The organism is Natronosporangium hydrolyticum, from assembly GCF_016925615.1.
In the GTDB taxonomy this organism is placed as follows: Bacteria; Actinomycetota; Actinomycetes; order Mycobacteriales; family Micromonosporaceae; genus Natronosporangium; species Natronosporangium hydrolyticum.
Genome location: NZ_CP070499.1, coordinates 4487612 through 4504664 on the forward strand (window position 1 = coordinate 4487612; position 17053 = coordinate 4504664).

Annotated in this window: 19 protein-coding genes; 13 read left to right on the forward strand and 6 right to left on the reverse strand. The window is 70.5% G+C overall.

Annotated elements, in window-relative coordinates:
* The first annotated feature begins 36 nt into the window (after positions 1 to 36).
* The 3 genes from JQS43_RS20175 (at position 37) to JQS43_RS20185 (ending at position 1820) form a co-directional block, all read left to right on the forward strand.
* A complete protein-coding gene (locus tag JQS43_RS20175) occupies positions 37 to 735 on the forward strand; it encodes a DUF433 domain-containing protein (protein ID WP_338037131.1) in 699 nt (232 codons plus the stop codon).
* A complete protein-coding gene (locus tag JQS43_RS20180; protein ID WP_239675944.1) occupies positions 692 to 1222 on the forward strand; it encodes a PIN-like domain-containing protein in 531 nt (176 codons plus the stop codon). Before JQS43_RS20175 ends, JQS43_RS20180 begins: the two co-directional genes overlap by 44 nt.
* Before the next feature lie 295 nt (positions 1223 to 1517).
* Positions 1518 to 1820 (forward strand): STAS domain-containing protein, encoded by a 303-nt coding sequence (locus JQS43_RS20185; protein ID WP_239675945.1) that lies wholly within the window; start codon positions 1518 to 1520, stop codon positions 1818 to 1820.
* Between the two features lie 12 nt (positions 1821 to 1832).
* On the opposite strand, the gene rpsD is transcribed toward JQS43_RS20185, so the two are convergent.
* Positions 1833 to 2441: a 30S ribosomal protein S4 gene (gene rpsD / locus JQS43_RS20190; protein ID WP_239675946.1), complete on the reverse strand. Its 609-nt coding sequence runs from the start codon at positions 2439 to 2441 to the stop codon at positions 1833 to 1835.
* A gap of 84 nt (positions 2442 to 2525) precedes the next feature.
* On the opposite strand from rpsD, the gene JQS43_RS20195 reads away from it, so the two are divergent.
* Together JQS43_RS20195 and JQS43_RS20200 are read left to right on the forward strand one after the other, a co-directional pair.
* Positions 2526 to 3248 carry a DUF2470 domain-containing protein gene (locus JQS43_RS20195; protein ID WP_239675947.1) on the forward strand — a complete coding sequence of 241 codons (723 nt, stop codon included), beginning with the start codon at positions 2526 to 2528 and terminating at the stop codon, positions 3246 to 3248.
* On the forward strand, positions 3226 to 3999 hold the full coding sequence (locus JQS43_RS20200) for a DUF72 domain-containing protein (RefSeq protein ID WP_239675948.1): 774 nt from the start codon (positions 3226 to 3228) through the stop codon (positions 3997 to 3999). The genes JQS43_RS20195 and JQS43_RS20200 overlap by 23 nt, the downstream gene beginning before the upstream one ends.
* 65 nt (positions 4000 to 4064) lie before the next feature.
* Here JQS43_RS20200 and JQS43_RS20205 read toward each other — a convergent pair whose 3' ends face one another.
* A complete protein-coding gene (locus tag JQS43_RS20205; RefSeq protein ID WP_239675949.1) occupies positions 4065 to 4652 on the reverse strand; it encodes a TetR/AcrR family transcriptional regulator in 588 nt (195 codons plus the stop codon).
* Between the two features lie 99 nt (positions 4653 to 4751).
* Here JQS43_RS20205 and JQS43_RS20210 point away from each other — a divergent pair, with 99 nt between their 5' ends.
* The 4 genes from JQS43_RS20210 to JQS43_RS20225 are packed head-to-tail and all read left to right on the forward strand — an operon-like array spanning position 4752 to position 9231.
* Positions 4752 to 5618 (forward strand): alpha/beta fold hydrolase, encoded by an 867-nt coding sequence (locus tag JQS43_RS20210; RefSeq protein ID WP_239675950.1) that lies wholly within the window; start codon positions 4752 to 4754, stop codon positions 5616 to 5618.
* 25 nt (positions 5619 to 5643) lie between these two features.
* Positions 5644 to 7236, forward strand: a complete 1593-nt coding sequence (locus JQS43_RS20215; protein ID WP_239675951.1) for an FAD-dependent monooxygenase — start codon at positions 5644 to 5646, stop codon at positions 7234 to 7236.
* Between the two features lie 39 nt (positions 7237 to 7275).
* On the forward strand, positions 7276 to 7434 hold the full coding sequence (locus JQS43_RS20220; protein WP_239675952.1) for a hypothetical protein: 159 nt from the start codon (positions 7276 to 7278) through the stop codon (positions 7432 to 7434).
* Positions 7435 to 7494: 60 nt separating this feature from the next.
* Positions 7495 to 9231, forward strand: a complete 1737-nt coding sequence (locus tag JQS43_RS20225) for an ABC-ATPase domain-containing protein (protein WP_239675953.1) — start codon at positions 7495 to 7497, stop codon at positions 9229 to 9231.
* Between the two features lie 4 nt (positions 9232 to 9235).
* Here JQS43_RS20225 and JQS43_RS20230 read toward each other — a convergent pair whose 3' ends face one another.
* The 3 genes from JQS43_RS20230 to JQS43_RS20240 are packed head-to-tail and all read right to left on the reverse strand — an operon-like array spanning position 9236 to position 13652.
* Positions 9236 to 11125 carry a glycoside hydrolase family 127 protein gene (locus tag JQS43_RS20230; RefSeq protein ID WP_239675954.1) on the reverse strand — a complete coding sequence of 630 codons (1890 nt, stop codon included), beginning with the start codon at positions 11123 to 11125 and terminating at the stop codon, positions 9236 to 9238.
* A 26-nt stretch (positions 11126 to 11151) separates the two neighbouring features.
* Positions 11152 to 12618, reverse strand: coding sequence for an MFS transporter (locus JQS43_RS20235; RefSeq protein WP_239675955.1), 1467 nt, complete (start codon positions 12616 to 12618; stop codon positions 11152 to 11154).
* Positions 12619 to 12656: 38 nt separating this feature from the next.
* Positions 12657 to 13652 carry an LLM class flavin-dependent oxidoreductase gene (locus JQS43_RS20240; protein ID WP_239675956.1) on the reverse strand — a complete coding sequence of 332 codons (996 nt, stop codon included), beginning with the start codon at positions 13650 to 13652 and terminating at the stop codon, positions 12657 to 12659.
* Between the two features lie 66 nt (positions 13653 to 13718).
* Between JQS43_RS20240 and JQS43_RS20245 the strand changes: the two genes are divergently transcribed.
* Positions 13719 to 13955: a hypothetical protein gene (locus JQS43_RS20245; RefSeq protein ID WP_239675957.1), complete on the forward strand. Its 237-nt coding sequence runs from the start codon at positions 13719 to 13721 to the stop codon at positions 13953 to 13955.
* A 2-nt stretch (positions 13956 to 13957) separates the two neighbouring features.
* Positions 13958 to 14371 carry a type II toxin-antitoxin system VapC family toxin gene (locus JQS43_RS20250; RefSeq protein WP_239675958.1) on the forward strand — a complete coding sequence of 138 codons (414 nt, stop codon included), beginning with the start codon at positions 13958 to 13960 and terminating at the stop codon, positions 14369 to 14371.
* Positions 14372 to 14395: 24 nt separating this feature from the next.
* On the opposite strand, the gene JQS43_RS20255 is transcribed toward JQS43_RS20250, so the two are convergent.
* Positions 14396 to 14935 (reverse strand): PadR family transcriptional regulator, encoded by a 540-nt coding sequence (locus JQS43_RS20255; protein ID WP_239675959.1) that lies wholly within the window; start codon positions 14933 to 14935, stop codon positions 14396 to 14398.
* Between the two features lie 65 nt (positions 14936 to 15000).
* Here JQS43_RS20255 and JQS43_RS20260 point away from each other — a divergent pair, with 65 nt between their 5' ends.
* Together JQS43_RS20260 and JQS43_RS20265 are read left to right on the forward strand one after the other, a co-directional pair.
* Positions 15001 to 16149, forward strand: a complete 1149-nt coding sequence (locus tag JQS43_RS20260) for a serine hydrolase domain-containing protein (protein ID WP_239675960.1) — start codon at positions 15001 to 15003, stop codon at positions 16147 to 16149.
* Positions 16150 to 16351: 202 nt separating this feature from the next.
* The gene (locus JQS43_RS20265) at positions 16352 to 16999 is read left to right on the forward strand and encodes a TetR/AcrR family transcriptional regulator (protein WP_239675961.1); all 648 of its coding nucleotides are present in this window, start codon (positions 16352 to 16354) and stop codon (positions 16997 to 16999) included.
* Positions 17000 to 17053: the final 54 nt, after the last annotated feature.

Here is a 17053-nt window from a genome sequence, read left to right on the forward strand (position 1 = left end):
AACGCTTGTCCATGTGGTGACAGGAGGTGACAGACCATGGCAGGATCCGCCCACGCGGCAGCTGTCCCCTCTCTGCTTGATCCCCGACAACAGTGGGGCCTGCTGAACCTCTCCCAGGCCGGTCGCTATCTGCGCATCGCCAAACGGACATTTCATCGTTGGGCACGAGGTTATCCCCATGGTCGCCCGCTACTACACGTACGTGAACCGGACGGCGACCATCTCCCCGTAACGTTCGTATCGTTGACCGAGGCTCACGTCCTTGATGGCCTCCGGGAGGCAGGAGTCCGGCCGGACAAGATCCGCCCGGCCCTGGACGTGCTAGCGCGGGAGTTCGGCCACGAATATGTGCTCATTGCTCCGGAACTCGCCACCGACGGCGTCGAAGTGCTGTGGGACTTCTCCCGCAGTCGAGCTGGCAGCGGTCTGATTGTCGCCGAAAGCGGCCAACATGTGTTTAGAGAGATCGTAGACGACTATCTCTACTATGTTCACCGCGACGACCACGGCGCTCCGGAGGTCCTTGAGCTGAGGCACTGGCACCCAGCGAAGGTGATCGTGGATGTGCGGCGGTCGTTCGGGCAACCAATCTTCGCCACTTCAGGAGTGCGCGTGGCGGACGTGGCGGGAATGCTGAAGGCAGGTGATGACGCTGAGATCGTCGCCGACGAGTTCGGCATCGGAATCGAAGATGTCCGAACCGCCGCCCGCCTCCTCCTGGGCCGAGCCACCTGAATTCTACCTCGACGAAAACCTGGCCGGACGGACTGTCCGCCGCTTCATTACCGAACTCGGGTATAGAGTTCACACTGGAGCTTCGGTCTTCAGTAAGGCTGTTCTCGACAAGAGCCTGTCGGACAATGACTGGCTACCAATTGCCGGCAGAAAGGGATGGGTGGTGATTTGCCGAGATCAACACATCCTTTTGCGTGACGGGGAGCTGAAAGCCTACCTGGACGCAAAGGTGCACCTGTTCCTTTTACCGGGCGACATTGCTCGTGCCCAGATTATCGAACTTCTGCAGGTAAACCTGCGGGAGATGTGTACACTCGCTGCGGCGAGAATCCCGAACGTCTACTGGTTGACGAGACACGGCATCGAAACGTACGAAGACAAGTCTTCACGCCGTAGGCGCAGCAATACTCGCAAGAACCCTGTCCCGCGGCAGCGAGAACGCGTGTCACCGAGCCAGCGAAGCGCGCGGTCACGAAAGAGCGGCTGACGACAGGGTCGTTGTAACCAGCATCCCGTGCTTCAGGATGCCGAGGACGTTGACTGGGTGGAGGATCGAGCGGCGTCTCGTACGGGCGCCCGGTGCGGATAGCCTCGTCCATGGCGTCGGAACGCTCCGCCAGTTCAACCACCCGGACGCGGTGCTGCGCTGCCCCTCCCCCGGCCGGCGGATCGCGACTACGATCACTGGGTAGGCAGCGTTGGGCGATCCGTGGTCAGCACAGACCGGTCGGCTACGCTCAGGAAAACCGTTCTGCTGGAGAAGGCTGATGCACCAACAGCGCGTGGAGACCCCTCGGGGTGACCGGGTCACCGTCGCACCCGTCGGCCCACTGGACCTGGCGACCTCGCCGTCCCTGGCGGAGGCGCTAGCTGCGGCGCAGGCGCCGGGGGTGGTGGAGATCGTCGTCGACCTCACGGAGGTCGACTTTCTGGATTCGGCAGGCATCGCGGCGCTGATCCGGGGCAGCCGCGAGCTGGCCAAGGCCGGTTGCCCGCTCTATCTGTGCGGCGCCAACGGGTCGGCGGCCAAGGTGTTGGAGATCACCAACGTCACCCAGGATGTGCTGCCGCCGCCGCCCGATTGACCCGCGCGCGGATCAGCGCGAGTAGAACTCCACCACCAGTTGGGTGTCGCAGATGATCGGCACCTCGCTGCGCGCCGCGTCGCGCAGGACGGTGGTGCGCAGCTCCGGCAGGTTCGCCGACAGGTACGCCACCGGACGCTCCGGGGCGTGCGCCCCCGCCGCCGCGGCGAGGAAGGGGTTCTTCGCCCGGCTGGCCGGGACGATCTCTACGACGTCGCCGGGGCGCACCCGGTAGGACGGCTTGTCCACCCGCCGGCCGTTGACCATGACGTGGCGGTGGGTGACGGTCTGCCGCGCCTGGTAGATGGTCCGGGCGAGCCCGGAGCGCAGCACGGTGGCGTCGAGCCGGCGCTCCAGCAGCGCCACCAGGTTCTCGCCGGTGGGCCCGGGGCGCCGAGCCGCCTCGGCGAAGGTGCGGCGTAGCTGGCCTTCGCTGAGGTCGTACTGGTGGCGCAGCCGCTGCTTCTCCAGCAGCCGCGTCGCGTAGTCGCTGGACTTCTGCCGCCGCCGCCCGTGCACCCCGGGTGGGAAGGGGCGGCGTTCGAAGTAGCGGACGCACTTGGGCGTCAGCGGGATGCCGAGCCGTCGCGACAGCTTGGCCTTCGGTCGGGATTGATTCACTGTTTCACTCCTGTCACTTTGACTCTACGTACCTTAAGGTTAGGCTAACCTAATTCTCGTCCTTCACGGAGCGGAGGTCCACCCATGCGCCCCAGCCCAGCCGAGATCGCGCGTACCCTCGCTACCGGCCGCCTGCTCGGCGTCGCCCATCTCCGCGGGTACCCAGACCAGCTGCGGGTCCGCCACGCCACCGGCGCCGACGGCCGCCCGCTCCTGCTCACCCCCAGCACCGGCGAGCTCGCCGCGGCGCTGCAACCACCGCCGGGCGAACGCGACGTCGCCATGGTGCTGCGGGTCGACGACATCCCGCCGGTGGACGAGGCCCCCTGTTATGGTCGATTGTGGATCTCCGGGTGGGCGGCCCGGCTCGCCGGCCCCGAGGCCAGAGCGGCCGCTCAGGCGTACGCGGCGGTCAACCCCTGCAGCGACCTGCTCGACGTCGGCTACGGTCACACGCTGTACCGGCTGCACGTGGCCGAGGTCCGGCTGGCCCACGGCCCTTCGCTGGTCGAGCTGGAGCCGGAGGACTACCTCGCCGCCACCCCAGACCCGCTGCACCGCGACGAACCGGAGCTGCTCGCCGAACTCGCCGATCGGCGCCGACTCCATGCGCTGGTCTCGACGTTGACCGGCCAGCCGGCTCCGGCCGGCAGCCGCGCGGTCCGGATCGACCAGTTCGGGCTGACTCTGGCCTGCCCGGAGCCGGGCCGCCGGCCGCACCGCTCCCGGGTGCCGTTTCCGCGCCCGGTCACCGACCGCCGCCACCTCGCCGAGCTGACCATCGGTGGGGCGGTTGGTCACCCGTAAGGGTGGGCACGAACCTCACATGATCCTGGTCGGCACCTCCGGTTGGCAGTACCGGCACTGGCGGGGTGAGTTCTACCCGCCAGCGGTGCCCAGCCGGGACTGGCTGGGCTTCTACGCCAGCCAGTTCGCCACCGTCGAGGTAAACAACGCGTTCTACCGGCTGCCGGACCGGAGCGTCTTCGAGGCGTGGCGGCACGCCACCCCGGAGGGTTTCACCATGGCGGTGAAGGCGAGCCGATACCTCACCCACATCCGACGGCTCCGCGAACCGGCCGAGCCGGTGGCGCGGCTGATGAGCCGCGCCGACGCGTTGGGGGATCGACTCGGACCGGTGCTGCTGCAGCTACCCCCGAACCTGCCGGCCGAGCCGGCCCGGCTGGACGAGACGCTGGCCGCTTTCCCAGCCGGCGTCCGGGTAGCGGTCGAGCCGCGGCACCCGTCCTGGTGGACCGGGCAGGTCCGAGCCGTCCTGGAGCGCCGCGGCGCCGCCCTCTGCTGGGCCGACCGTCGCAGCCGACCGGTCACCCCGTTGTGGCGTACCGCGGACTTTGGTTATCTGCGCCTGCACGAGGGCCGGGCCACGCCGTGGCCCCGTTACGGCCGAGCGGCGTTGGACAGTTGGTTGGCGCGACTGCACGACAACTTCGGCAACGCGCCAGCGTTTGTGTACTTTAACAACGACCAGCAGGCGGCGGCTATTTCCGATGCCCGAGCCCTCGCCTCCCGCGCCACCACCCACTCCCTGCGTTGATCATGGACCTAGGTACATGATTGGGGCCAATCCCGACCCCGAACTCCATGGTCAACAAGCCCGGCTCAGGCCGGTGGCGCCGTTGGCTCCGGCTGGGCCAGGAGCGCGAGCGCGGCCTGCACCGAGAGCTCCCGCAGCCGCGGCAACGGCACGTCGGTGAGCAGCGTGGCGGCGCGGCTGAGCCCGTTGGCCGCCATCACCGCGCAGATCCGCTGCCAGTCGGTGGGCTCCGGACCGGCCAACAACTGCTGAAACCCGTGCGCCAGCCGGGGCACCCAGTCGGCCGCCTCGATCTCCGCCAACCCGCTCGGATCTCGTAGCAGCGCCAGGAAGACCAGCCGGTGCCGGTAGTTGAGGTCGAAGAACCGCTCCAGCACCTCCCGGGTACGCAATTCGGCCGTCACCGACGCCGCGAGGAACTCGTCCACCTCGTCCACGGCGGGCTGCACCACGCTGCGTACCAGGTCGGCCTTGGTCGGGTGGTGGTAGTAGAGCGCCGACTTGGTCAACGAGAGCCGGTCAGCGATCTGCTGCATCGTGGTCTGCGCGAAGCCCTGGCTGACGAAGAGCTCCAGCGCGACCTGGTGGACCCGGGCGGCGGTGTCGGTGCTCCGGCCGTCCCGCCGGCCGGTGGCCGAATCTCCGCGTGCCACGGCGGCCTCCTTCGGTGTGCTGCTCTGCCGTCGGGGAGCATAGCCGACCACTTACCGACGCACTGGTAACTTACCGACGCGTCGGTTACTATCGCGGGCATGGTCACACCGAGCCCGCAGCCCACCGCCTGGGAAGGGCCGCCGTGCCGGAAGGTCGAGGTGAAGCGCGCCGGGAGCACCATCCGGGGCGAGCTGGTCGGCCCCACCGGCGCAGCGCTAGTGGTCTTCATCCACGGCGGGTTCATGGACCGGCGGATGTTCGACGGGCAGGTCCCAGCAGTCGTTGCGGCAGGCAACCAGGTGCTGTCCTGGGATGTGCGCGGCCATGGCGAATCGCTCCCCCGCGGCGCGGAACGCCCCTCCGTGGCCGACCTGGCAGCGGACCTGTTCGCGCTGCTCGACGAGGTCGGACACACCGCACCGGTGATCCTGGTCGGACAGTCGCTCGGCGGCATGATCGCCCAGCGGGCGGCGCTCACCACGCCGGCGCGGGTGGCTGGTCTGGTCATCATCGGCGCCCCCTGCGTCAATCCGGCAGACCCGAAGATCAGCCGGCGGATGGCCGCCATGTGGCGCGTCTCCAACCTCATCACCGGGCTGCTGCCGAGCTCGGCGATCCGGCGACAGCTGCCGAAGGGGACCGCCGTCACGGCCCAGGCGCAGCAGTACGTGCGCGCCGCCGTGGCGACCGTCACCAAGGAAGACTTTCGCTGGCTCACCGAGGCGTCCCGCGAAGCCGGCCAGGGTCTGCGGGGGCAGCGCATCGAGGCTCCGCAACTGATAGTCCGCGGCGCTCTGGACAACAGCGGCGCCGGCCGGCTCACCGCCCTCACCGCGGCCCACTGGACCTCGCGTGACCCGCACGCGCGGTATGAGCTCATCCCGGCCGCGGGTCACCAGGCTCACCAGGACCAACCGGAGCTGTTCAACCGCCTGCTACTCGACTTCATCAGCGCTCGACGTTGACTTTGGAACTGGCGAGGAGGACATGGTGACCGACACCCCATCCCGCACCCCGGTCGCGATCGTCGGCGGCGGGCCGGTGGGGCTCGCCCTCGCGCTCGGGCTCGCCCGCCACGGCATCCACTCCACGCTGCTGGAGCGCCGCCCCGCCACCAACCAGCAGTCCCGAGCCCCCGCGATCCACCAGCGGAGCCTGGAGATCCTGCGGCAGTGGGCAGTGGCGGACACGCTGCTCGCCGCCGGCACGCTCAAACGCACCCTGCCGATGCACCCGGGGCCGACCAGCCGGCGCCCCATGCTCAGCTTTGACTTCACCACCCTCGACCACGACACGGATCAAGCCGGCCTGCTCTTCCTGGAACAGGGACAGACCGAACGGCTGCTGCTGGCGGCGCTCCGCGGCACCGGCCGCTGCGATATCCACTTCGGCACCGAGGTAGTCGGACTCGACGCCGGAGCCGACGAGGTCCGGCTCACCGTCCACGACGCCGCCGGCACCCGTACCCTGCCCGCCGACTACGTAGTCGGCTGCGACGGCACCGGCAGCTTCGTGCGCGATGCGCTCGGTCTGCCCTTCCCCGGCCATGACTTCCCGCTACGCCCGCTGCTCGCCGACGTACGCGTCACCGACCACCGCGACCAGCTGCCCTGGCCACGCATCCACAATGGGCGCCGCGGGGTCACCGGCGCGCAGCGGCTCGCCCCGGGGCACTGGCGGATCATCCGGGTGGAGCCGGGCGACCCGGCGCCGGCGGATCCGGTGCCGGACCACGAGCTCGACGCCCGCGTCCGCGAGGTCCTCGGCGACGGGCCGGTCGAGGTGCTCTGGGCCAGCCGGTTCCGGTTCCAGCGCCGCAGCAGCCCACGCTTCCGGGTCGGCCGGGTCCTGCTCGCCGGCGACGCCGCCCACGCCTTCCCGCCCGCCAATGGTCAGGGCATGAACGCCGGCATCCAGGATGCCCACAACCTCGCCTGGAAACTCAGGTACGCGCTCACCGGTGGCGACGCCGACCGGCTCCTCGACTCGTACGATGTGGAACGCCGCGCCATGGTCGGTTCGGTCTCCCGGAACGTCAGCCAGCTCACCCGCCTCGGGCTGCAGGCGCCGCGCGCCGTCCGTGGTGCGGTATTCCAGCTGATGCGGCTCGGGCTGGCGATCCCGGCCGGCCACCGGGCCCGGGTGCGTAACCTCGCCATGCTCGACCAGCGGGTGCCGGCCTCGCCGCTGATCGCGGCGACCGACCGGGCCGCCGGCCAGCGCCTACCCAACCCGCTGCTGATCGCCCCGAACGGCGACCGGGTCCGGCTCTACGACCTGCTCGGCGTCGGCCCGGCGCTGCTGCGGCTTACCCAAGCCGCCGAGCCCGCGCCGACTGCCGAGCCCGCGCCGACCGCACCCGGGCTGCGCCAGCTCATGATCGGTCCGACCGGCCACCGCGATCCGAGCGGAGGGCTTTCCCGGCTACTCGGTGCCGACGCTGGCTGGCTGCTGGTCCGCCCCGACCTTCAGCTCGCCTGGGCCCGCACCACCTCGTCCGACTTGGCGGGCGCGATCGACCACGCCCTGGGTCTGACCGCGGACGGGCGTCGCGAGCTGGCGGGCGGTGTCACACCCGGATGATCTGCTGCCGGCGCCACCCAGGCCGCGACCGGCGCGCCAGTGGAGCAGACCGAGGCGGAGATCGCGGCCTTCGCCGCGCTCCAGGGCTCCGGCGACGGGCAGCCCACCGACGTGGTGCGCCGGGTGACCGGGCGGCCCGCCACCGACTTCGAAAGCTACGTCAAGACGGCCGCAGCTGCCGGAGCCTGGCACGGCTGACCCGCTGGGCACCGGGGATCCGGTGGGCAACCGCACAGGTCAGTGGCTACGGTCGGCGGGATGCGCACCCGCGAAACCCTGGAACGTACCCTCGCCCAGCTCGACGGGCGGGGGTACGCCTCCTACAAGCAGCTCCACGGCAGCTACGACCTCGGCAGCTGCCAGCTCGCCATCGACCACGTCCAGGTCGACCCGTACGCCCCGCCGTCCAAGGTCCGGGCGATCGTCGACCGTGCCACCAGCGACCTGCCCAAGGAGCTGATCGACACCCCGGCCCACCGGGTGGCGGTGGCCGACTTCCTGACCCGCCGCTTCCGGGACGCCATCGACCGGCTGGCCCCACGACCATCGGGCGGTGGCGGTGGCCCGATCAGCATCGGCGCCCCCGGGCAGCAGGTGCTCGCGCGTACCAGTGTGCTCATCGCCGATGACCGGGTCGAGGCCCGGTTCCAGGTCGAGCTGCCGGCGGCGGGCCGCCGGGCGTTGGGGCGCAACGCGGCGCGGCTACTGACCGAGACGGTGCCGGCGATCGTCGAGGCGTCGCTGCGGCATGCCAACCTCGACGCCGAAGCGCTGCGCCGGCACGTCGAGCTTTACCTGGATCAGGAAGCGCTGCGCTCGGCGCTGCCGGAACGCGGCCTGGTGGCGTTCGTCGGCGACGGCGCGGTGCTCCCCCGCCGGTCGGGCGATTCCGACCTGCCGCTCACCGACGGGGCCACGGTCTTCGAGAGCCCGCCGTCGTTGCGGGTCTCGTTCGACCTGCCCAGCGGCCGGAGCGTCACCGGGATGGGGGTGCCGGCCGGCATCACGCTGATCGTCGGCGGCGGCTACCACGGCAAGTCGACGCTGCTGCGCGCCATCGAACGCGGCGTCTACCCGCACCTCGCCGGCGACGGCCGCGAATGGGTCGTCACCAGCCCGGAGGCGGTGACGATCCGCGCCGAGGACGGCCGGGCCGTCACCGGCGTCGACATCTCGCCGTTCATCACCAACCTGCCCGCCGGCACCGACACCACGCGGTTCACCAGCACCAACGCCAGCGGCTCCACCTCGCAGGCGGCCAACCTGGTGGAGGCGGTCGAGGCCGGCGCCGCCCTGCTGCTGATCGACGAGGACACCTCCGCCACCAACTTCATGATCCGCGATCAACGGATGCGGCACCTCATCCCGGCCGATCGGGAGCCGATCACCCCGTTCGTGGACCGGATCCGCCCGCTCCACAACGAGCGGGGCGTCTCCACCATCCTGGTGGCCGGCGGCTCCGGGGCGTTCTTCGACGTCGCCGACCAGGTGATCGCGCTCGACGCCTACGTCCCCCGCGACGTCACCGCCGCCGCCCGCGAGATCGCCGCCAGCGACCCGGCCGGCAGCGGCGTCGAGGCCGGCAGCGGGCCGGCGGCGGCACGGTCCGGGCCGGTCTTCGACAGTTCGCTGCCCCGAATTCCCACGGCGGAGGCGCTGCGGCCGCGGGGCAAGGGCAAGCCGGCCAAGGCCCGGGGCCGCACCGCGATCCAGTACGGCCACGAGACGATCGAGCTGTCCGCCCTGGCCCAGCTGGTCGACCCGGCCCAGACCACCGCGATCGCGCACATCCTCGACCGGCTCGCCTCGCGGCTCGACGGGCGACTCACCCTGGCCGAGGCAGTGACCGAGCTCTACCGGCAGATCGCCGACGACGGGCTCGACGCCGTCTCGCCCCACACCGGCCACCCCGGAATCCTCGCGCTGCCGCGCCGCCACGAGGTCCACGCCGCCGTCAACCGCTACCGGGAGCTGGCCCTCCGACCACCACGGTGACCGCTCACGAGGTGGGCAGCCAGACCCGCATCGCGCCCGGTTCGCGGTTGCCCCACCGGCAGTACGGGACGGCGGTGACCTCGGCGGGCGACCATTCGCCGGGGTCGCCGCCGTCCCGTATTCCGCGCTCCCCGGCCCGCTCGTAGAGCGGCTCGGGGCGCGGCCGGCGGGCCACGTCGGTGATGCCGAGCAGCGGCACGCCGAGCTGCTCGTCCCACCCGCGGTCGACCAGCCGAGAGTCGGCGGTGAGCGCAACGTCCTCCAGCGACACCCCGGGCGGCAGGTCCGCGGACTCGACCGCGAAGTAGACCGGGCCGCGCCGCACCGCCACAGTGCCGCGAACCGCGTCGACCCACGGGTGCGCCCGCTCCCACGCCGGCTGCACCGGCAGGGTGAGCTCGATCCGCCGGGCGCCGGCGCCGGCGGTGACGTAGCCCGGGCCGGGGACCGGCACCTCGGCGCCGTCGACCACCAGCCGCGCGCCCGGCGCCCACCACGGAATCCGCAGCTCGATGTCGGTGACCGCCGGCCGGTCCAGCGTTATCGACACGTCCCCCCGCCACGGGTACGCCGTCTCGACCCGGGCGGTGACCCCGTCGCCCAGATCGAACTCGCCAGCCGCGTAGAGCTGAAACTGGACAGCACCCTCGGTACGGGTCAGCACGTACCCGGAGATCGACGAGAGCAGCCGGGCCAGGTTCGGCGGGCAGCACGCGCACGCGTACCAGTCGAGGCGGCGCGACGGTGCATCCTCCTCATGGGTGTGTCCGGTGCGCAGCTGCAACGGGTTGGAGTAGAAGAACGACCGGCCGTCGACCGAGGTGGCCACCGCGATCGCGTTGTAGAGCGCCCGTTCCAGCTCGTCGGCGAAGCGCGCCTCGCCGCGCCACAGCAACATCCGCCAGTTCCACTGTAGGTTGGCGATGGCCGCGCAGGTCTCGGCGTAGGCGCGGTCGGGGGGCAGCTCGTACGGGTCGCCGAACGCCTCGCCCCGGTGCCGCGAGCCGAGCCCGCCGGTGACGTAGAGCTTCGCCAGGTGGACGCTGCCCCACAACGCTGCCAGCGCTTCGCCGTACCCGGCCGCCGGGTCGTCGAGCTGCAGATCGGTCACTCCGGCGAGCAGATAGAGCTGACGCACCGCGTGGCCGGTCGCCTCCCGGGCTTCCCGCACCGGCACCAGGTCCTGGAAGTAGCCGGCACCGAAACCGTGCTCGCCCAGCAGCGAGCGCCCGCGCAGCTCGACCATCCGCCGGGCCAACTCCCGGTGCCGGGGGTCGCCGGTGTGCCGGGACAGTTCGACCAGCGCGGTCTCGATCTCGGGGTGGCCGCAGACCCCGTCCCGGCCCTCCGGGCCGAAGATCTGGTGCACCAGCTCGACGTAGCGCAGCGCGATCTCCAGCAGGTCGCCCCGGCCGGCGCAGCTCCAGGCGATGGCGGCCTGCACCAGGTGTCCCAGACAGTAGAGCTCGTGACCGTGGGGCAGGTCGGTGAACCGCTCCCCCGCCCGCGGCCCCTGGTAGTAGCTGTTGAGGTAGCCGTCGTCGGTCTGCACGAGCGCGAGCAGCCGCACCGCGTCATCCACAAAGGAGGCAAACTCCGGAGCGCCGTCGCGGACCGCCTCCCACCCCACCGCCTCCAGCGTCTTGAACAGGTCCGAATCGGCGAAGAGCATGCCGCGGAAGGGGGCGTCGCTCTCGCCGACCAACCGGCGCAGGTTGTCCATCACGCCGGAGGTCTCGAGCCGCGCGATGCAGTGCGGGATCGTCGCCTGGCGGTTGCGCGTCTGCCAGTCACCGAGAAAGCCGCGACCGAGCCTTACCTCGCGAACATCGAACGGCTCGCGGGCGGCTCGGGCAGCAGCGGGGGCTGCCGGGATGGGGTAGGGCTCAGGCATCGCGTCCTCAGGTGTCGAACCACTGGTCACTGCTGATCCGGATGGAGACTACCGGGGAGCCCGCGTCGGGCGCTGGCGCCGATGTCCACCACCGCCACCACCAGCGCCGCCCCCATCAGCGCGACCGTCACCAGCAGCGCGTGCCGGGCCGCGGTCGGCCAGTCGCCGGTCGCCGCCACCTGGGCGAAGAGGACCGCACCAATCAGGGCGATCCCGGCCGCGGCGCCGACCCGCTGGGCGGTCTGCAGCACACCGCCCGCGCTGCCGGCCTTCGGCACCGGCACCTGGCTCAGGGTAAGGGTCACGTTCGGTGTGATCACCAGGCCGCTGCCGAGGCCCGCCAGCAGCAGCGGCGCCGCCATCGCCCAGCCGACCGCGGGTCCGTCGGCCAGTCCGACCGCCACGGTCACCGCCCCGATCCCGAGCGCCACCATCACCAGCCCGACCGCCACCAGCGGCCGGCCGAACCGGTCGACCAGCCGGCCTCCGATCCCCGCCGCGACCGCCGATCCGACCGCGAACGGGGTCAACACCAGCCCGGTCACCAGCGCCGAGTAGCCGAGCCCTTGCTGCAGCAGCAGGCTGATCGTGAAGAAGACCGCGCTGAAACCCCCGAAGTAGCACAGCGCGAGCAGGGACCCCAGCGCGTAGGAGCGCCGCCGGAAGAGGGTCACATCGACCACCGGTTCACCGGTACGGGCGTACCGGCGCTCCCACCACCAGAAGACACCCAGCACGGCGGCGCCGGCGATGCTCACCGACCACACCTGCCACGCCGGCCACACCTGGTTCTCGATCAGCGGGGTCAGGATCAGCAGCACCCCCGCCCCGAGCAGCACCATGCCGACCAGGTCCAACCGCTGACCGGCGGTCCGCGGCGGCCCTCCCGCGGGGATCAGCCGGCTGCCCAGCAGCAGCGCCAGGACCCCGATCGGCAGGTTCACGAAGAAGATCCACCGCCAGCCGTGCTCCGGTCCGCCGAAGTGGATGAGCACCCCACCGAGCGTCGGCCCGACCGCGGTCGCGATCCCGACCATGGCGCCGAACAGCCCGAACGCCCGACCGCGCTCGGCGCCGTGGAACAGCTGTTGAATCAACCCGCTCACCTGCGGCATCAGCACACCACCGCCGAGCCCCTGCAGGGCCCGGGTGGCGATCAGCACGCCAGCGTTGGGCGCCAACCCGGAGGCGACGCTGGCGAGCGTGAACGTCGCAACCCCCGCCAGGAAGACCCGCCGCCGGCCGCGGGCGTCACCGACCCGGCCGGCGATCCCCAGCACGACGCCGAGGGCGAGCGCGTACCCGGCGACCACCCACTGCAAGTCCTCGGTTCGCGCCCCCAGGCCGGTCTCGATCGAGGGCAGGGCGACGTTGACGATGGTGACGTCCAGCAGCGCCATGAACCCTGCCACCAGACAAACCGCCAGGGCCCGCCAACGCCGCGGGTCAGCCGGCGCGGGCAGGGAAGCAAGCTGCTGCGGCAACGCCGCCATCCCGCTCCCTTACCCAGCGCACGAGCACCCTAGCCGGGTCAGGTCCAGACCTTGGCGATCCGGGCCAGGGTCTCCTGCCGGGTGGCCACGTCGTACGCGGCCCCGGCCAGCATCAGCTCATCGACACCGGTGCGCTCGACCAGAGCGTCCAGCGCCGCCACCACCTCCTCGGCCGTGCCCGCGTACTGGGTGGCGGGCAACTGGGCGAGCAGCTCACGATCAAGGTCGGTCAGCTCGACCGCGGCGGCGGTCTCGGGGGAGACGATCGGGCCGAGCTTGCCGGTGCGCAGGCTGAGCGCCATGATCCGGCTCGGGCCAGCCAGATAATCCGCCTCCGCCGTGGTCTGCGCCGCGATCGCCGAGACGCTGACCATGGCGTACGGCCGGTCTAGCCGGGTCGAGGGCCGGAAGCCCTGCCGGTAGAGCTGCAGCGCCGCGTCCACGGCCGAACCGCCGGTGGCGAAGTGGTACGCGTAGCAGAAGGGCAACCCCAGGGCGGCGGCCAACTGGGCGCTGTAGGTAGAGGAGCCGAGCAGGAACACCTGCGGGTACGAGGTGGCGGCTGGGGTGGCCCGCAGCCGCTGCCCCCCGTCGGCGCTGAGCAGGGCGAGCACAGTGTCCAGATGGTCGGGGAACTGCTCCACGGTCAGGTACGGGGAGACTCCGCGCAACGCCGCCGCGGTGACCTGGTCGGTGCCGGGCGCCCGCCCGATGCCCAGATCGATCCGGCCGGGATGCAGCGCCTCCAGCATGGCGAACTGCTCAGCCACCACAAAGGGCATGTGGTTGGGGAGCATCACCCCGCCGGAGCCGACCCGGATCCGGCTGGTCTGGGCCGCCACCGCCGCGATGAGCACCGGTGGGGAGGTGGCGGCGACGGCCGGCATGTTGTGGTGCTCAGCGATCCAGAACCGGGCGTACCCGAGATCGTCGGCGGTACGGGCAAGCTCGATCGTGCCGCGCAGCGCGTCGGCGCTGTCGTGTCCGGCTCGCACGGTGGCCAGATCGAGAACAGAGAGGGGTACACGGACCATCCCCCGAACCTACTCCTTGTCAACTCCTTGGCCGCGTGCATGCGTCGCGCATGCTACGTTCGAGGTATGGCGACCACCTTGCAGATCAGGAACGTCCCAGCAGAGCTTCACGCCGCCATTGCTGAGCACGCCCGTGCCCAGGGGTTGACGATCTCCCAGTACCTCCTCCGCCGGATAGCGCAGATCGAAGGCAAACCAGAAGTCGGCCACGCACTCGACGCCCACTGGGAACATTCCAAGCACCGGAAACGGGCGGCGCCCGGGGCCGCTGCCGCCATGGTCGCTGAGGACCGTGAGCGGTAGCGGTGCTGGTGATCGACACCTCCGCTCTAGTGGAGGTGCTCACGACCGATCCGGCCGCGATACCTGAGCTGGCGCAGCGGGTGCACGGCGTCGAATGGATGAGCGCACCGAGCTTGATCGACTACGAGGTCTTGAACGTCCTCCGCAAGCTTGTGCTACGGCAGTCGATCGACATCGAGCTGGCCGAGGATTCTCGCCGCACCCTGCGGGCGCTGCGACTGGTGCGCTATCCGATGAGTGAGGAGCTTGCCGACCGGGTGTGGCAGCTGCGGCACAACGCCTCGGCCTACGACGCCTCGTTCGTCGCGCTAGCCGAACACCTCAACGTGCCGTTGGTGACCGCGGAACGTCGACTTGCTGAAGGAGTACGCGGGCTCACCAGCGCCCCGGTCGAGTCGTACGCCGTTCCTGAGTAAGCAGTCCTGATCATCGGCGTATACCTACAGGTGCTCCGGTCCACCCCGGTCGGCGAGGTCGCCGAACCACGTGACGGCGTGGCGTCCGGAGGCCAGCCCGTAGGCCAGGGTCGCCCGCTGGTACGCCACGATCTCGCGATGTTCGGCCGGAACGGTCATCGCGTCGAGGTGCTGCTCCAGTGCGGTGAGGTCGACCAGGTCAGCCGCTGCCCGCTGCTGCATCCGTCGCAGCACGGGGGTGCGGTCCTCGGGATCGAGCAGCCCGAGGAAGAACAATCGCGGAAGCGCCGCGACCTCCAGGTTCGTCCCGCTGAGTTCGCCGGTCATCCAGTCGTGGAACTCCTGGCGGCCCGCCTCGGTGGTGCGGTAAACCTTCTTGCCGCGCCCGCCCGGTTCGACGCTCGCGACCTCGATCAGCCCCCTGTCGAGCAGCGTGTCGAGGGCACGCTTGATGCTGCCGGAACTGGCGCTGTAGACCAGCGCGACCCCCGCCTCGAAGTTCTTGATCAGGCCGTAGAGGCTCTGCGGGGCGAGGAGCAGCAGCCCCAGGATCACGTGTGCCACGTCATGACCCTAACCGATTGACCCTCTGAGACATGTCTAGTAGACATGTCTCAGGAGGATGTTCCATGAGCCCACCCCGGCGCACCTTCACGGCGCCCGGCAATCGCGTGGCCGGCGACGTCGACGCCCGCCTGACCAGCTTCGTCCAGCGGCTGGGCGCCAGGCCCGGCCTGCACCACGTCAGCCTCGCCATGACCAGCGCCGACGGGCGGTACCACTGGGCAGGCGGTTCCGGGCCGGCAGTCGCCGGCGAGCCGGAGGTGCGCCCCGAGGCGCCCTTCTTCATCGCCTCGATCACCAAACGGTTCATCATCACGCTGGTCTTGCAGGCTCACGAGCGCGGTGAGCTCGACCTGGCCACACCCATCACCGGCTACCTACCCCCAAGCATCACCACGGGGCTGCACATGAGCGACGGCTTGGACCGGACGCCGAGCATCACCGTGCGGCACCTCGCCAGCCACACCTCGGGGCTGCCGGACTTCTTCGAACGACGCCGAGCCGGCCCCAGCCTCTACCGACAACTCCGCGCCGGGCACGACACATCCTGGAGTTTCGACGACGCCATCACCATCGCCCGCGAGCAGCAGCGCCCACACTTCGCCCCGCAGGACCTCACCGCCGAGCGGCAGCGGGCCCGCTACTCCGACACCGGCTTCCAACTGCTGATCCGGATCCTCGAAACCGTCACATCGCGACGCTTCCCGGATCTGCTCGCTGAACGGATCACCGGCCCGCTCAGCCTCACCCACACCTGGCACCCCGCCGGCCGGCCCGCCGAGCCGCCCCCGGCAACCCCCCTGCCGCTCTACGCCGGGCGGCGACGCGTCGATGTGGACGGGGTCATCAGGTCGAGCAATGATCTGTACAGCACCACCGACGACCTGCTCACCTTCGAGCGGGCCCTCGTCGCCGGTGAGCCATTCCGCGACCCGGCTACCCGACATCTGCTGACCGAGCGCCGCAACCGCCTGCGCAACGCCCCGGTCCTCCGGTACGGCCTGGGCACCATGACCTTCTCGGTCAACCGGCTCATCTCACCGCAGCGCCGGCCCGTGACCCTCGTCGGGCACTCTGGATCGACCGGCACCTGGCTGTTCACCTGCCCGGAACTCGGCCTGCACCTGGCCGGGACGGTCGACCAGACCCAGGCCCAAGGCCTGCCCTTCCGCATCATGGCCAAGTGTCTGCGCCGCTGGGCACGCTGGCCCTGATCGGCTGCCCAGCTCGCGAGCTAGGGCCAGCCCAGCCGTCCGGAGGACACCCTGGTCCACCACCAGGAAGACGCCGTCGGTGTGCGGGACGAACTCGCGCCCATCGTCGCTCATCTGGGTGACGAAGCCACCGGCCGGCCGTACGTCGAGCCGGTCGACCCGGGGTGCAAGTAACCCTGACCACACGTGCTAGTATCTGGCCATGCGGTCAGATTCTCAGGCAGCCGGCCAGAAGCCTCGCTCGTTCATTGAGGATGCACGCCGTGCGCAGATCGTCACCAGCGCCGTCGAGACCCTCGCGGAGCACGGGTACGCCGGGACCTCATTGGCTCGGATCGCCACTCGCGTCGGCATCAGCAAGGGCGTCATCTCCTACCACTTCGCCGGCAAGGATGAGTTGATCGAACAGTTGGTGGAGCAGATCTACGGCCGGATCAGTGCGTTCGTCGCACCCGAGGTCAAGCGGGAGCAGACGGTCGTCAGGCGGCTCGCGGCTCGTTTCCGGGCGCTCGCCAACTACGCGAGCACTCATCGCGCCGAGATGGTCGCGCTGACCGAGATCTTCAACAACCTGCGCGACTCGAACGGTCAACTCCGATACGGAGATGGCTACAACGAAGACCTCTATCAGCAGCTGGAGGAGGAGTTTCGCGCGGGCCAGGCGACCGGCGAGCTCCGCTCTTTCGATACCCGGGTCATGGCGGTCACTGCGCAGGCAGCGATCGACGCCATGATCGCTTACTCCGACACCAACCCCGATCATGACATCGGAGCGCACGCCAGCGAGCTCGCGCTCCTCTTCGAACATGCCATCAAGGCGCCGACCACCGCCCCACCGCAAGAAACCTGAAGCAGGATCGTCCCCGTACGCCCATCATCGCGGCGTCAACCCCGTTGGACGGGG

Bases quoted from the DNA above. Each gene is read 5' to 3' on its own strand.
- JQS43_RS20175 (WP_338037131.1), top strand. From the start codon at position 37: ATGGCAGGATCCGCCCACGCGGCAGCTGTCCCCTCTCTGCTTGATCCC.
- JQS43_RS20180 (WP_239675944.1), top strand. From the start codon at position 692: ATGTCCGAACCGCCGCCCGCCTCCTCCTGGGCCGAGCCACCTGAATTC.
- JQS43_RS20195 (WP_239675947.1), top strand. From the start codon at position 2,526: ATGCGCCCCAGCCCAGCCGAGATCGCGCGTACCCTCGCTACCGGCCGC.
- JQS43_RS20210 (WP_239675950.1), top strand. From the start codon at position 4,752: ATGGTCACACCGAGCCCGCAGCCCACCGCCTGGGAAGGGCCGCCGTGC.
- JQS43_RS20225 (WP_239675953.1), top strand. From the start codon at position 7,495: ATGCGCACCCGCGAAACCCTGGAACGTACCCTCGCCCAGCTCGACGGG.
- JQS43_RS20230 (WP_239675954.1), bottom strand. From the start codon at position 11,125: ATGCCTGAGCCCTACCCCATCCCGGCAGCCCCCGCTGCTGCCCGAGCC.
- JQS43_RS20235 (WP_239675955.1), bottom strand. From the start codon at position 12,618: ATGGCGGCGTTGCCGCAGCAGCTTGCTTCCCTGCCCGCGCCGGCTGAC.
- JQS43_RS20240 (WP_239675956.1), bottom strand. From the start codon at position 13,652: ATGGTCCGTGTACCCCTCTCTGTTCTCGATCTGGCCACCGTGCGAGCC.
- JQS43_RS20245 (WP_239675957.1), top strand. From the start codon at position 13,719: ATGGCGACCACCTTGCAGATCAGGAACGTCCCAGCAGAGCTTCACGCC.
- JQS43_RS20260 (WP_239675960.1), top strand. From the start codon at position 15,001: ATGAGCCCACCCCGGCGCACCTTCACGGCGCCCGGCAATCGCGTGGCC.
- JQS43_RS20265 (WP_239675961.1), top strand. From the start codon at position 16,352: ATGCGGTCAGATTCTCAGGCAGCCGGCCAGAAGCCTCGCTCGTTCATT.